The following is a 12,535-nucleotide window of genomic DNA, read 5'->3' as shown; positions in this document are numbered from 1 at the left end:
CCGTTGCTGCTCTCTTCGATGGCGATGCCGGCCCAGGCCGCTCCCGCCCCGGAGACGCCCGGGAATGTTGCAGGCGTGGCCAAGAAGAACCTTGACCCCAGCGCATATAAGGACGGCCGCTACATGGTGGTCCTTGCCGAGAAGCCTGCGGCAACTTACGACGGCGGGACGGCGGGACTCGCGCCCACCAAGCCGGAGGAGGGCAAAAAGCTCGACGGCGACAGCGCCGAGGTGAAGGAATACCAGCAGCACCTCCAACAGAAGCAGCAGGAAGTCGCCCAGCAGGAAAACATCACCATCGAGCGTGACTTCACCACCGCAGTCAACGGCTTCAGTGCCAACCTGACCGCAGACCAGGCCATCAACCTGGCCAAGGATCCCAAGGTCCTCATGGTGGCACCGGACACGCAGTACGCCCCGGATTACTCCACCACCGACTTCCTCAAGCTCAGCGGCCCCAACGGTACCTGGGCCACGCAATACGGCGGTCAGGACAACGCCGGCAAGGGCACCGTTGTTGGCGTGATCGACACCGGCTACACCCCGTCCAACCCATTCTTTGCAGGCGAGCCAGTCGGCCCGCTGGTAGGTAACCCCCAAGTGGGCGTTCCTTACCGCACCGCTGACGGCAAGATCGCCATGCTGAAGGCCGACGGCGATACTTTCGTCGGCGAATGCCAGGCCGGTACCGACACCGGGGCTGACTATGACGGCAGCGCCTGCAACTCCAAGGTCCTCAGCACCCACTACTTCGCTGACGCCTTCCTGGAAACAGTCCCGCCGGAAAACCGCGCCTCGGAAGAAGTCATCTCGCCCGTTGACGTGGACAGCCACGGCACCCACACGGCCAGCACCGCGGCGGGCAACGCCAACGTCGACGCCGTAGTGGACGGCCGCAGCTTCGGAACCACCAGCGGCATTGCACCCGCCGCCAAGCTCTCCGTGTACAAGGTCTGCTGGGAAGACACCGATCCTGCCACAGGCGGCTGCTACGGCTCCGCTTCCGTGGACGCGATTGAGCAGGCCATCCTGGACGGCGTGGACGTGCTGAACTACTCCATCTCGGGCTCAACCACCTCCACCACGGATCCTGTTTCCTTGGCATTCCTCTCAGCCGCTTCCGCAGGCATCTTCGTGGCTACCTCGGCCGGCAACTCCGGACCAACCGCCAGCACCGTGAACCACGGAGCACCGTGGCTGACCACGGTTGCCGCGACCTCGTTCTCGCAGGAACTCCAAGGCACCGTCGAGTTCTCCGATGGCAGCAAATTCCGCGGAGCGTCCATCATGAACCGCGAGGTTCGCGGGGCCGGCGTCGTGCTTTCCACCAATGCTGCAAGCGGTGAAGGCAACGCGGCACTCTGCGCCCCAGGGTCCCTGGATCCGGCCAAGGTGACCGGCAAGGTTGTGGTCTGCGACCGCGGCGTTGTTGACCGTACCGCCAAGAGCGCCGAAGTCCTGCGTGGCGGCGGCGTGGGCATGATCCTGGTGAACCTGACGGACTCCTCGCTGGACACGGACAAGCACGTGATTCCCACCGTCCACGTGAACCCGCCCGCAACGCAGACCATCAAGGACAAGGTCACAGCCAACCCGGCCGTCACCGTCTCCCTGATCAACCGCGACACCACGGGCCTGCCTGCTGAAGCACAGCCGCAGATCGCTGGATTCTCCTCCCGCGGTCCGCTGCTCGCTACCGACTCGGATCTGTTGAAGCCTGACGTATCCGCTCCCGGCGTCGCCATCCTCGCGGGTGTCTCGCCGATCGGAACAGGCGGAGACAACTTCGGCTTCCTCTCCGGAACGTCCATGGCCTCACCGCACGTGGCCGGTTTCGGCGCGCTGATCCTGGGCAAGAACCCGCAGTGGTCCCCGGCCACCGTGAAGTCCGCCATGATGACCACCGCAGGCCCGGTCAAGCTGGCCAACGGCGCCATCAACAAGGACGTCTTCGCAACCGGTGCCGGACAGGTTGACCCCGCCAAGGTCCTCTCGCCGGGCCTCGTGTACGACGCCACCACGGAGGACTACCTCAAGTTCATCCAGGGCACGGGCATGGACCTGGGCATGGAAGGACTCGGCACCACCGCTGCCCGCGACATGAACGTACCGTCCTTCGCCCTCGGCAACCTGGCCGGCAAGATCGAGGTCACCCGCACAGTCACCGCACTGACCCCAGGCCTCTACCGCGCCTCGGTCAACGTCCCCGGCGTCAACGTCAAGGTCACCCCGTCCGTCCTGAACTTCGGGGCAGCCGGCGAGAAGAAGACGTTCAAGGTGCAGTTCGAGAACAACAATGCAGCCCTGGGCAAGTTCGCCATGGGTTCGCTGAGCTGGCAGGGTGCCAACAAGACTGTCACCTCGCCCATCGCCGTCCGGCCGCAGTCCGTCATTGCGGACAAGGCCCTGGCGTTCACCGGCACAGGGCCCAACGGCTCCGCCACCATCAACATCACCTCCGGCACCAACCTGCCGGTAGGTGTCACCGTTGACGGCCTGTCCAAGGCTGATTCCTCGGCAGTGGAACTGGTTCCGGGTCCCTTCGCCGGCGAGACCAACGCGTCCAACTACGTGAAGAAAGTGACTGTTGGCGAGGGCAGCGCGCTTGCCAAGTTCTCGGTCATTTCCTCCAACGAAGCAGCGGACTTCGACATGCTGGTCCTCACGCCTTCCGGCCAGCAACTGCCCGCCGCGACAGCCTCGGCCAGTGAGACCCTGTCCGTCCCCAACCCGGCACCCGGCGACTACTACGTCTTCGCCAACCTCTACGCCAGCCCCAACAACCAGCCCACCAAGGCCACTGTTGATGCTGCCGTATTGGGCGCCAACCAGGGCAACGCCACCGTGACGCCGAATCCGATCCGCCTGGCCAACGGCAAGACGGGCCAGATCTCGCTGAACTGGAAGAACCTGACCCCGGGTTCCTACATCGGCCGCCTGACCTTCGCAGGAACCAGCGAGCCGAGCTTCGTCACCGTCCTGGTCAACCCGGGCGGAGCTGTAGTGGTCCCGGACGAGGAAGACCCCAAGAAGGACAAGAAAGACAAGAAGCCCCGTGGCAAGATCCGCGCTGACGAGCCGACGCAGAGCAACAACGCCGGCTAAGTCTTCTTGATGCAGTAACTGATTCAGTGACGGCAGTGGCCGGCGGGGATTCCCGCCGGCCACTGCCGTTCACGCAGTCGCCGCGAGCCCGATGATAGGTTCGAAGCAGTTCCCACACGACGATTCGCAATGAAAGGCCGGCATGTCGCAGCCAGCATCCGAACCCCAGCCCGAGCACCAGTTGGACGGGCAGCACGCCTTCGCCGGCCAGCCTTACCCGCAGACGTATCCTCAGCAGCCGTACGGCCAGCAGGCCTACCCGCAGCAGCCGTACGGCCAGCAGGATGGTCCGCCGTTCTACTTCCCGGACCTTGAGGGCGCCAACTTCAAGTCCAAAGCCACCATGTACGCCGTCATCGGGATCTTTGTCTTCGGCATCATCTTTGGGCCCTTGGCCATCCGCAATGCCAGCCGGGCAGAGGCCAACGGCGTACCGGCCACTTTTGGCAAGGTGGCCGGCTGGATTGTCACGGTGTTGTCAATCATCAACATCGTTTTCTGGGCAGCGATCCTTATTTTTGGAGCGGTCTACGGCGGCATGGGAGGAAGCTAGTCCCTACACAGCGCCTGTTGAGCCCCCGGTGTTGCCCAGCAGCGAGGCCAACGCCTTCCACCGTGCGATCTCACAGCCATCAGTCCTGCTGAACTGGCTGTGGACCTTCCGTCCCCGGAACCATCCCTTGACCACGGCTACCTGCGGGCCGCCGTACTGCTGAGTGCAGATCCGGTCCGGGCGGGGCTCAGGGAAGAAGACTTCCTCTCCGAACTGCTCGACGGCGGCCACTGCCGCAGTAGCGTCCGGCAAGTTTGAGTCCACCGCGTCAGGGTCGGGCGAGATGATGCCTGCGGCGGACCGGAGATGGAACACCCGGCTTTCCGCGCCGGGCGCCTCTGTCAGCGTCACCGTCAGGTCGATGTCGTACTCGCTCGTGCCTGTATCGCTGTTGTCAGTGTCGCTATTCTCTGCGGAAACCATGGTTACCTTTCGCTGATGGCGGCGGGTGCTCAGGCAGCCAAGCCACTCAGCTCGTCCAAGAGCGGCCCTACTGCCTGGAGCACACGGGCCCGCAGCTCCTGGGATTCGGCCGCGAAAGCCCGCTGGTATTCAACGTACTCGGACTTGCCCTGCGGTGTCTCAATCCTGATGGGCGGGTAGCCCCATTCTTCAAGATCGTAGGGTGATGCTTGCATATCCATCGTCCGGATGCGCCACGACAACTCGAACGCGTCCATCACCAGCTCGCTCGGCAAGGCAGGGGTCAACTTGTACGCCCACTTATAGAGGTCCATGTTGGCGTGCAGGCACCCCGGCTGTTCCATGGTCCGCTGGTTCTCGCGGGTGGGGGTGAGCTCGTTCAGCGGGGTAGCGTCCGGTGTGTAGAAACGGAAAGCATCAAAGTGCGAGCAACGGATGCGGTTCTCTTCCACCACGGTGTCAGTGCCCTCGCCGCCGAGCCTCAGCTTCAGGTATTCATGGCGCAGCTCAAACTTTTCCTGCCGGTACACCATGGCCCACTCGTGCAGCCCAAAGCACCCAAATTGGGCAGGCCGCTTGGCGGTGCCTGCGAGGATGATTCCGGCAAAGCGCACGGCCTCTGCGCGGTCGGCCAGAAAGCCGTCCCGGTCAAAGGTGACCGCAGGCGTTCCTGGAGCCAGCCCCACTAAGGCGAGTTCGCCGTCGTCGGGCATTCTGTAGAACTTCCACGCGACGCGTTCCAGGGCGCGTTCGCCGCTGAGGACCACGCCATGGCCGGGATGCCAGCGCTGCAACTGGCCTGGCTTCTGCGTGTAATACGTGAAGAGGAAGTCCTCCACGGGGTGCTTCTTGCCGGCCGAACGCCTGGCCAGATACGGATCTGCGTACCGCGCGACGCGCGCGTGGTGGGCTGCCTCCAGCCCGAGCCATTGCTCCTGGGGGAGGTGCCGCAGCCTAGAGGCCGCCATCTGATCCGAGGACGCTCTTCGCGGCGTCCCAGAGGCCGATTTGGCAGCCGTCCGTGCGGTTGAAGGATGCGTTGACTTCTTTTCCGTCCACTGAACCGGTCACCTTGGCCGTTGCCGGGCCGCCGTACTGCATGGTGCAGGCCTGGTCCGTCCGGGTGGGTGCGGGGCTCAGGATGGCGGGGCTGTTCTTGAGTGTGCTGCAGGCCTCTGCGGCGGACGGATGCTTGCTTTCGGCCGCGGGCGTGCCGCCTGTGCAGACGAGGGTGAAGGTCTGGGGCGCGGCTTCCGCAGTCTCAAGGAGCGTGATGGACAGTTCGGCGTTGCCCGCGCCGGGGGCCACTGATGCGCTGGGCGTTGCAGTTTTGCTTGGGCTGCTGTTTGAAGCGGACGACGACGGCGCCTGGGATCCGCTGCCTGTGGAGCCTGGTGTGGGGGTGCCTGAGCATGCGGCGAGACCGGCGACGGCCAGTAGTGCCAGTAAGGGCCGAACAAATCGCGTGCGCATGGGATCTCCTAGGTTGCGTCCATTTTACGTGGCACTTGTGGTGCCCGTTTCTCTGTTCGCTTCAAGGAGACCACTGGGCCAGTGTGCTTGGCTAGGGCTATGCGGGTTTGCTAGAGGGCGGTGTGCCGCTGGGTAGCGGCGATCAGCCCGGTCATGGCTTGGTGGAGCTCAGCTACTTCTTCGCGGCTGAGCTGCAGGCGTTCACGGATCTCGCCCGGAACAGCTGTGGCCTGTTCGCGGAGTGCAGCACCCTTCTCTGTGAGCTTGACCGCCAATGCCCGTTCATTGCCGGGAACGCGCTCGCGGGTAACGAGCTCTGCTTCCTCGAGGCGGCGAAGCAGCGGAGAGAGTGTGGCCGGCTCGTGGAGAAGGCTGTCGCTGATGTCCTTCAGGGTCCGGGGGCTTCGTTCCCAGAGGGCCAGCATCACCAAATACTGGGGATGGGTGAGTCCGAGCCGCTCCAGCACTGGCTTGTACACGCCCACAACACTGCGCGAGGCCACGGTCAGGGCGAAACACAGCTGGCGTTCCAAGAGGAGGTCGTCGGTCTCCCGGGTGGATTCATCAATGGCTGTCATGGCTGCCTCCTGTGCTCGCTGCCAGATCTATTAGCGCACACTCTCCAATTAGTTAGTGCACTAATGATTAGCGTACTATGGACTCATTGAACCGCCTAAAAGAGGAGTCGATCCGCGTGGCCAAGGAGTCCTACACACGGAAATTCATGCGCGCCACAGGGAAGTTCCGGGTGATTTTCGGCCCCGCGCACAGCAGCTCCCTCGACCATGAGATGACCGAGGCAAACCGGAAGCTGCTCGCCCAGCGCCAGGCTGAGACTCAGCAATGGGAAACCCTCCGCCGTCCCGATGGCAGCACCTATGTGGTGCCCCGCAACCCGGACGACAAATCCCTGCGGTAGAGAGTCCTCTTTCCCTCGTCTTTGGCGGGATTTCGGGCGTAAAATTGCCTCATTGAACGGCGCGCACCAGCCCTGCCGCTTTTCTCTCTCCGGTAAGGAAGGAGGTGGAAAACATGGGACGCAGAATGGAAGGCTTCGTCCATGTGACCGAGCGGCTGCAGTCCGTTTTTGGACCGGCAACCCACGGCGATACGGACAGCCCGGTGGTGCACAGGCATGATGATTTCGAGACCGCTTCCGAGGCGGATCTGAAGAACTTCGACGTCGAGACCGATTCCCAGGGCCATCACTACGCTGTCCGGAACAATGATTCCGGACCCACCAGCACGGACTACAGCGTCTAACTGAGGCGCTGGATACCGAAGGGCCGGACTGCGAACTCCGGCCCTTCCTCAACTTTTGGGGCTGCTCCCACCTTGACCCTGCTCGGGTCACCGTGCAACTGTTGAGCAGCTAGTCAGCATACTTATTATATGAGTGGCATATAGGTGCTGGCGTATAAGGGGGCCATCAAATGAGTTTCCAGGACGATGCAGCAAGGGTCCCGGGGAGTGCCTCCCGCCCGGATTCAGGTAGTTCCGAGCCCCAGGAGCGGGTGATCCCGCCGGCGTCAGGCCACCACAGGCCAACCCGTACCGCAGCTCTATGGGTGGCAGTAGCTGTGGGTCTGGTGGTCCTGGTGGTGTTGATAGCGTTCTTTGTCCAAAATCAGGACATGATCACGGTCCGGTTCTTTGGGCTGGAAGGGACGCTCGCCTTGGGCACCACACTTTTCATCGCCGCTGTAGGTGGAGGAGTGCTGGTTGCTCTTGCAGGTGGGGCGCGAATCCTTCAACTCAGGCTCTCGGACCACCGTCGCAAGAAGGCGGTTGGTGGGCCAGGAGGCGGTTACTAACGTTAAATGCGGAAGGACCGGAGCGTGTGCTCCGGTCCTTCCGCAATTTAATCCCGACGGCGGCACTCCCTGACGATGTAAGTCCGCCGGGGTGGTGGGTCGTCTTAGCCTTCGCAGTCAGTGCAGTAGGCGACGCCATCTTTTTCGCGGGCAATCTGCGAACGGTGGCGGACCAGGAAGCAGGAGTGACAAGTGAACTCGTCATTTGCCTGCGGGATGACCTGGATGACCAGTTCTTCGGCGACGATTTCGCCGCCGGGGCCGTTGGCGTCAAGGCCATCGGTTTCGTCCAGTTCAAGCACGACACTCTTGGCCGTGGGAGCGCTGGCGGACTGGAGCGCCTGGAGGGACTGCTCCTGGTTCTCTTTTACATCGGTACGGAGTTCGTCGTAATCGGCTGCCACTTTTTAATGCCTCTTCGTGTTAGGGGGTTACCGGGTATGCAACGTACAGCATGCCACGAAAATTCCATACCATACCCCAGTTCCACAGCTTGTGGCGAAAACCACGTGGGTGACGGGCAAAAAAACCCGCCACCCAGCGTCATTTTGCCTCTGTATTACCGAAGTTCGATGTCCAGCTCTTGGAAGTCGTCGGCCGCGTGGCGGCCAACCAGCAAACGGAACGTGCCCTGCTCAAACTGCCAGCCGGCGTCGTAATGTGCAAACGCCTTGGCCGGGATGAGTATTTCCACGCTCTCCGTGCCGGCCGGGGCGAGGTGCGTTCCAGTGTAGCCAGCGAGCCAGCGCACGGGCCTCTCCATGGCAGATTCGGGGCGCTCCAGATAAACCTGGACTACTTCCCGCCCAGTGCGGCTGCCGGTGTTCTTGACGGGAACGTGGACCACAACATCATTGCCTGCAGTGACCACCTGCGGTGCGTGGGTCTTGCCGAACTCGAACGTGGTGTAGCCAAGACCATAACCGAACGGCAGGGCCGGAGCCGCCCCGCCTTCGGCTTCCTGCTTCAGCCATGCCCGGTAGCCGATGTGGATTCCCTCCGTGTAGACCACCTTGCCGTCAACGGGCGTGGTGCTGAGGACGGGAACATCTTCCAGCGCGGCGGGCCAGGTGGTGGGAAGGCGTCCACCTGGTTCCTCGACACCCAGCAGGATGTCAGCGATGGCGCTGCCGAATTCCTGTCCACCGAACCAGCCCAGGAGGACAGCGTCCACCGCATCGAGCCACGGCATGAGCACAGGCGAACCCGAGTTCACCACCACCACCGTGCGCGGATTCGCCGCAGCCACGGCCTCCACCAGCTGGTTCTGGTGGCCGGGAAGGTCCAGGTTCTTGCGGTCGAAGCCCTCGGATTCAATGGCCGCGTTGGTGCCAACAACCACCACGGCTACGTCGGAGTTGCGGGCAGCTTCCACGGCGGCGTCGATCTCCGCCTGTGGATCCGCCACCACGGTTTCCTCGCCCAAGAGGATGGCCGTGAAGGGGATGATCTGTTCCTTGGGAAGTTGGTACTCCGCTTCGATCCGGACAGCCTGACCGGCGGAGGTTTCCACGGCATGGACAGTCTTGGGCGGATCGAAAAGCGCGGCGCCCAGAACTTCGGTGTCGTCCTTGATTTCGTCGTTGAAGACTTCCGTGCCGTCCAGGACAAAGCGGATGCGGCCCACGGTGCCGACGCCCACGTGGTGGACGCCTTCTGTTTCGGCCGTCCAGTCCGTTTCCATGCGGATGGAGGCCGCGCCGTCGGGAATTCCAATGCCGAACCAGATCAGGTGCGAGGCCAAACGGTCTTCGCCGGAAATCTCCGTGCCGTCTTCCGCCAGGAAAGTCACACGGATTCCGGGCACATTGGACACTGGGTTGTGCAGGGAGTGGCGAGGGAAGGCCTGGATGCCCTCGGCAACCTTGGCGCCCCGCGCGTAGGTGACCGTGACGTCGTCGGGCAGTGCCTTCCGCAGCCCCTCCAACGGCGAGACCGTGTACTTGGGCATGACGGTGGCGCTTCCGCCGCCTTGGGTGCGGGCTTCATCTGCGTTGTGGCCGATCACGGCGACGCTGCTGAGTGCCTTGGCGTCCAGCGGCAGGAGCCCCTTGTTGCGGACCAACACGGCGCCGCGGACGGCTACTTCACGCGCGACGGCGGCCCCGTCCAGTTGAGTTGGGAGCTGGGTGACTGCAGGTTCGAAGCCTTCGAGTGAACCGACGCGGGCTGCCAGGCGCAGGATCCGGGTGACCTTCTCCAGGATGGCTTCCCGGCTGACGCGGCCATCGTTGACGGCGGCGAGGAGCTTCGGTCCCCAGTGGCCTACAGGTCCCGGCATTTCCAGGTCCTGGTGGGCGTTCGCTGCGTCCACGGAACGTACGCCGGTCCAGTCGGACACTACAACGCCGTCGAAGCCCCACTCGGTGGACAGCGGCGTTTCCAGCAGCTTGTTCTCGCTGGCCGTGGTGCCGTTGATGGAGTTGTAGGAACTCATCACCAGCCAGGCGCGGGCCTCCGTGATGGCATCCTCGAAGGCGGCCAAGTACAGCTCGCGGAGCGGGCGTTCGTCCACTACGGAGTCTGCGGTGAAGCGCTCGGTCTCGGCCTCGTTGGCGAGGTAGTGCTTGGGGGTGGCGCCCACGCCCATGGACTGCACGCCGGCAACGTACCCGGCGGCCATGGTGGCGGTGAGCCGCGGATCCTCGCTCATGCACTCGAAGTGGCGGCCACCCAGGGGTGAGCGGTGGAGGTTGATGGTGGGGCCGAGGACGGCGTGGATTCCCTTCCGGCGGGCTTCCTGGCCCAGGACCTGGCCGTAGCGGCGGGCCGTTTCGACACTCCACGTCGCGGACAAGGCCGACGAGGACGGGAGGGAAACGGAGTCGTGGCGCTCATCGAAGTCTTCGCCGCGGACACCTGCCGGGCCGTCGGACATCACCACGCGGGACAGGCCGATCTCCGGGATGGCGTGGGTGGACCAGACGTCTGCGCCCGTGAGCAGTTGTACTTGCTGCTCAAGGGACAGGCTCGTGGCGAGTTCACGGATCTTCGCTTCGGCGTCCGGGGATCCGGCCTGCGGTGCCGTGACGGCAGCTGCGAGTGTGGGATTCATTTACTTGACTCCTTTGATACGTGTGACGAGGAGGGCGCCGATGATGCCGACTGCCGCACCTCCGAGGAACAATGCGGGGTACCCACCCAGGGCGATGACGGGGAAGGCGATAGCAGGCACCAGGGATTGGGGGAGGGCCTGGGCGATGTTGAAGACTCCAAAGGTCTTGGCATTCTCTGACTGGTTACTGGGCAGCAAATCGGTAATGAGGGCTACATCCACGGCACTGAAGACGCCAAGGCCCAAGCCCAGGATTCCCTGGCCTACCAGCACCTGACCGGTGTTGGTGCTGGTGGCGATGACCACCAGGCCACCCATCATGATGAGGGCGGAGATGATGACCATGCTTTTGCGCTTACCAAGACGATCGCTGATCCAGCCGCCGGCAAGGCTGGTGATGACGGTGCCGGCAGAGCTCACCAGGGTTGCTTGGAACACCAGGCTGGTGACCTGCGTTTCGGCGACGCGGAGGTGGTCCGTGAAGAAGTACGGCAGGTAGAGAAGGCCGGCACAGTAACCCACGTAGACCAGGAACTTGGTGACCCAAGCCCACCCCAGGCCGGGGTAATCCTTGGGGTTGAAGTAGAAGGAACCGAGGATTTCCTTGAGGTTCAGCGGCGCCGGTTTCTCGGTGAGGACGCGGTCCTTGAAAGTGAAGGCGAAAGCAATGGCTATTGCGGAGCCTACGATCCCGGGCACAACGGCCATTTGCAAGGCGGTCTCGAACATTTGCGCGAAGAAGGCCGCCGCCACGAGGCCAATGGGCAACGTCATGCCGATGAGTCCGGAAAGGCGTCCGCGCTCCGCCGGACCCGCTTGGTCGGGAAGTGTTGCGACAAGAGCGGCCAGGGCTGCGTTGAAGCCCAGCTGTGCTACAACCCAGGCAACGAGGACGGCGCCGACTTCAGTGGCCGAACCCAATATGAAGAGTGCTGCAAGGCCGATGAGGGAGCCGCCCACAATCCACGGTTTGCGCATCCCGAAGCGGGATGTGGTTCGGTCGCTGAGACGGCCAAAGAACGGGTTGGCGAGCAAAGCGACAGCCGCTCCAACGCCCGCCACGAGGCTGAGCGCTCCGGCGCGTGTATCCGGCGTGGTGATCTCTGAGACCTTGATGGCAAGGACTACCAAGGCGGGGGCAAGAACAGCCATCCAGAGGCCGGCGCTTGCGATGGGCATGCCTATGACGTAGGCGCGGGAAGCTGCTTTAGGTGGGGTGCTTCCGAGCCCCGGGCTGACGCTTTCTGCGCTTGCCACCTGCTGATTGAGATTGAGGGCCACACTGCCTCCTGATGAACGGACGACCCACCGTTGGGTCTCTGCAAAAGACTGTAGCGACAAAAATCTAGTGTGACTAGGTTTTTAGGAAAAAAGTCGAGTGATCCTCGATATTTGAACCGTGAAATAGACTGAGCGGATGTCTACGACGAGGGCCCGGGGCCAGTACGCCAAAGGGGCAGAACGCCGCGAACAGATCATCCAGACGGCAACCGACGTCTTCGCCACCGAAGGATTTGAGGGAACAGCGCTCAAGCGCGTTGCCGAGTTGGTAGGTGTCAAGGAAGCCACCTTGTTCCACTACTTCAAGGGCAAGCAGGAACTATTGACCGCGGTCTTGGCTGAACGGGACCGCCGTTCGTTGGCCGTTGGCGGCGAATCAGAAGTTGGGTTGAGTCTCATGCCCGTCATCGCTGAACGGAACGAGCAGGAGCCAGGGCTGACTACTCTGTACGCGGTGGCATCCGCCACGGCCAACGATCCCGGGCACGCCTCCCACGCCTACTTCAAAGAGCGCTACGAGACAGTGATTCGGGATGTAGCAGCCGACATTGAGCGGCGACAGAAGGCCGGCGAGGTACGCACCGACGTCGACGCCGTGATGCTGGCCAGGCTGACAGTGGCCGCCTTTGACGGCCTGCAGCTGCAGTGGCTCTATGACAAGTCCGTGGATATGGCCCAAGGGCTGACCCAGCTGGTGGACGTCCTGCTGGCGCCCACCCACCCAACTAAGTAGCAGATAAGGCCGTTCTGAGAGGGCGGTTTCTAGCGGTTATCGCAACAGGAAGGTTCTGATCATCTCATTGGGGGTGCAGAAGTCGAATCGCTGGCGGG

The 12,535-nt window shown here is 63.1% G+C and carries 13 protein-coding genes; 6 read left to right on the top strand and 7 right to left on the bottom strand.

Annotation, left to right across the window (positions count from 1 at the left end; genetic code table 11):
- Window positions 1–18: 18 nt before the first annotated feature.
- On the top strand, window positions 19–3,105 hold the full coding sequence (locus tag CQ020_RS21145) for a S8 family serine peptidase (protein ID WP_105693891.1): 3,087 nt from the start codon (window positions 19–21) through the stop codon (window positions 3,103–3,105).
- A gap of 142 nt (window positions 3,106–3,247) precedes the next feature.
- Complete coding sequence (locus CQ020_RS24270; RefSeq protein WP_181151986.1) at window positions 3,248–3,658, top strand: hypothetical protein; 411 nt, start codon at window positions 3,248–3,250, stop codon at window positions 3,656–3,658.
- 3 nt (window positions 3,659–3,661) lie between these two features.
- On the opposite strand, the gene CQ020_RS21135 is transcribed toward CQ020_RS24270, so the two are convergent.
- The 4 genes from CQ020_RS21135 to CQ020_RS21120 form a co-directional block, all read right to left on the bottom strand.
- On the bottom strand, window positions 3,662–4,081 hold the full coding sequence (locus CQ020_RS21135) for a serine protease inhibitor (RefSeq protein WP_105693858.1): 420 nt from the start codon (window positions 4,079–4,081) through the stop codon (window positions 3,662–3,664).
- Between the two features lie 29 nt (window positions 4,082–4,110).
- Entirely contained in the window at window positions 4,111–5,049 is a 939-nt protein-coding gene (locus tag CQ020_RS21130) for a 3-methyladenine DNA glycosylase (protein WP_105693857.1), read from the bottom strand.
- Window positions 5,036–5,554, bottom strand: coding sequence for an SSI family serine proteinase inhibitor (locus CQ020_RS21125; RefSeq protein ID WP_105693856.1), 519 nt, complete (start codon window positions 5,552–5,554; stop codon window positions 5,036–5,038). The genes CQ020_RS21130 and CQ020_RS21125 overlap by 14 nt, the downstream gene beginning before the upstream one ends.
- A 110-nt stretch (window positions 5,555–5,664) precedes the next feature.
- On the bottom strand, window positions 5,665–6,132 hold the full coding sequence (locus CQ020_RS21120) for a MarR family winged helix-turn-helix transcriptional regulator (RefSeq protein WP_105693855.1): 468 nt from the start codon (window positions 6,130–6,132) through the stop codon (window positions 5,665–5,667).
- 116 nt (window positions 6,133–6,248) lie between these two features.
- Here CQ020_RS21120 and CQ020_RS21115 point away from each other — a divergent pair, with 116 nt between their 5' ends.
- The 3 genes from CQ020_RS21115 (at window position 6,249) to CQ020_RS21105 (ending at window position 7,368) form a co-directional block, all read left to right on the top strand.
- The gene (locus CQ020_RS21115) at window positions 6,249–6,473 is read left to right on the top strand and encodes a hypothetical protein (protein ID WP_024819442.1); all 225 of its coding nucleotides are present in this window, start codon (window positions 6,249–6,251) and stop codon (window positions 6,471–6,473) included.
- A 113-nt stretch (window positions 6,474–6,586) separates the two neighbouring features.
- Window positions 6,587–6,817 carry a hypothetical protein gene (locus tag CQ020_RS21110; protein ID WP_181151985.1) on the top strand — a complete coding sequence of 77 codons (231 nt, stop codon included), beginning with the start codon at window positions 6,587–6,589 and terminating at the stop codon, window positions 6,815–6,817.
- Window positions 6,818–6,987: 170 nt separating this feature from the next.
- The gene (locus tag CQ020_RS21105; protein ID WP_105693853.1) at window positions 6,988–7,368 is read left to right on the top strand and encodes a lipopolysaccharide assembly LapA domain-containing protein; all 381 of its coding nucleotides are present in this window, start codon (window positions 6,988–6,990) and stop codon (window positions 7,366–7,368) included.
- 104 nt (window positions 7,369–7,472) lie between these two features.
- Here CQ020_RS21105 and CQ020_RS21100 read toward each other — a convergent pair whose 3' ends face one another.
- The 3 genes from CQ020_RS21100 to CQ020_RS21090 all read right to left on the bottom strand — a co-directional run bounded on the left by CQ020_RS21100 (window position 7,473) and on the right by CQ020_RS21090 (window position 11,704).
- Entirely contained in the window at window positions 7,473–7,772 is a 300-nt protein-coding gene (locus tag CQ020_RS21100) for a DUF4193 domain-containing protein (protein WP_011773410.1), read from the bottom strand.
- Window positions 7,773–7,927: 155 nt separating this feature from the next.
- Entirely contained in the window at window positions 7,928–10,423 is a 2,496-nt protein-coding gene (locus tag CQ020_RS21095; protein ID WP_105693852.1) for a beta-glucosidase, read from the bottom strand.
- Window positions 10,424–11,704: an MFS transporter gene (locus CQ020_RS21090; protein WP_258142144.1), complete on the bottom strand. Its 1,281-nt coding sequence runs from the start codon at window positions 11,702–11,704 to the stop codon at window positions 10,424–10,426.
- Between the two features lie 136 nt (window positions 11,705–11,840).
- On the opposite strand from CQ020_RS21090, the gene CQ020_RS21085 reads away from it, so the two are divergent.
- Complete coding sequence (locus tag CQ020_RS21085; RefSeq protein WP_105693850.1) at window positions 11,841–12,437, top strand: TetR/AcrR family transcriptional regulator; 597 nt, start codon at window positions 11,841–11,843, stop codon at window positions 12,435–12,437.
- Window positions 12,438–12,535 lie beyond the last annotated feature (98 nt).

The sequence above is a fragment of the Arthrobacter sp. MYb23 genome, assembly GCF_002979775.1.
Taxonomy (GTDB): domain Bacteria; phylum Actinomycetota; class Actinomycetes; order Actinomycetales; family Micrococcaceae; genus Arthrobacter.
This window is presented reverse-complemented; position numbering and strand designations above follow the sequence as displayed.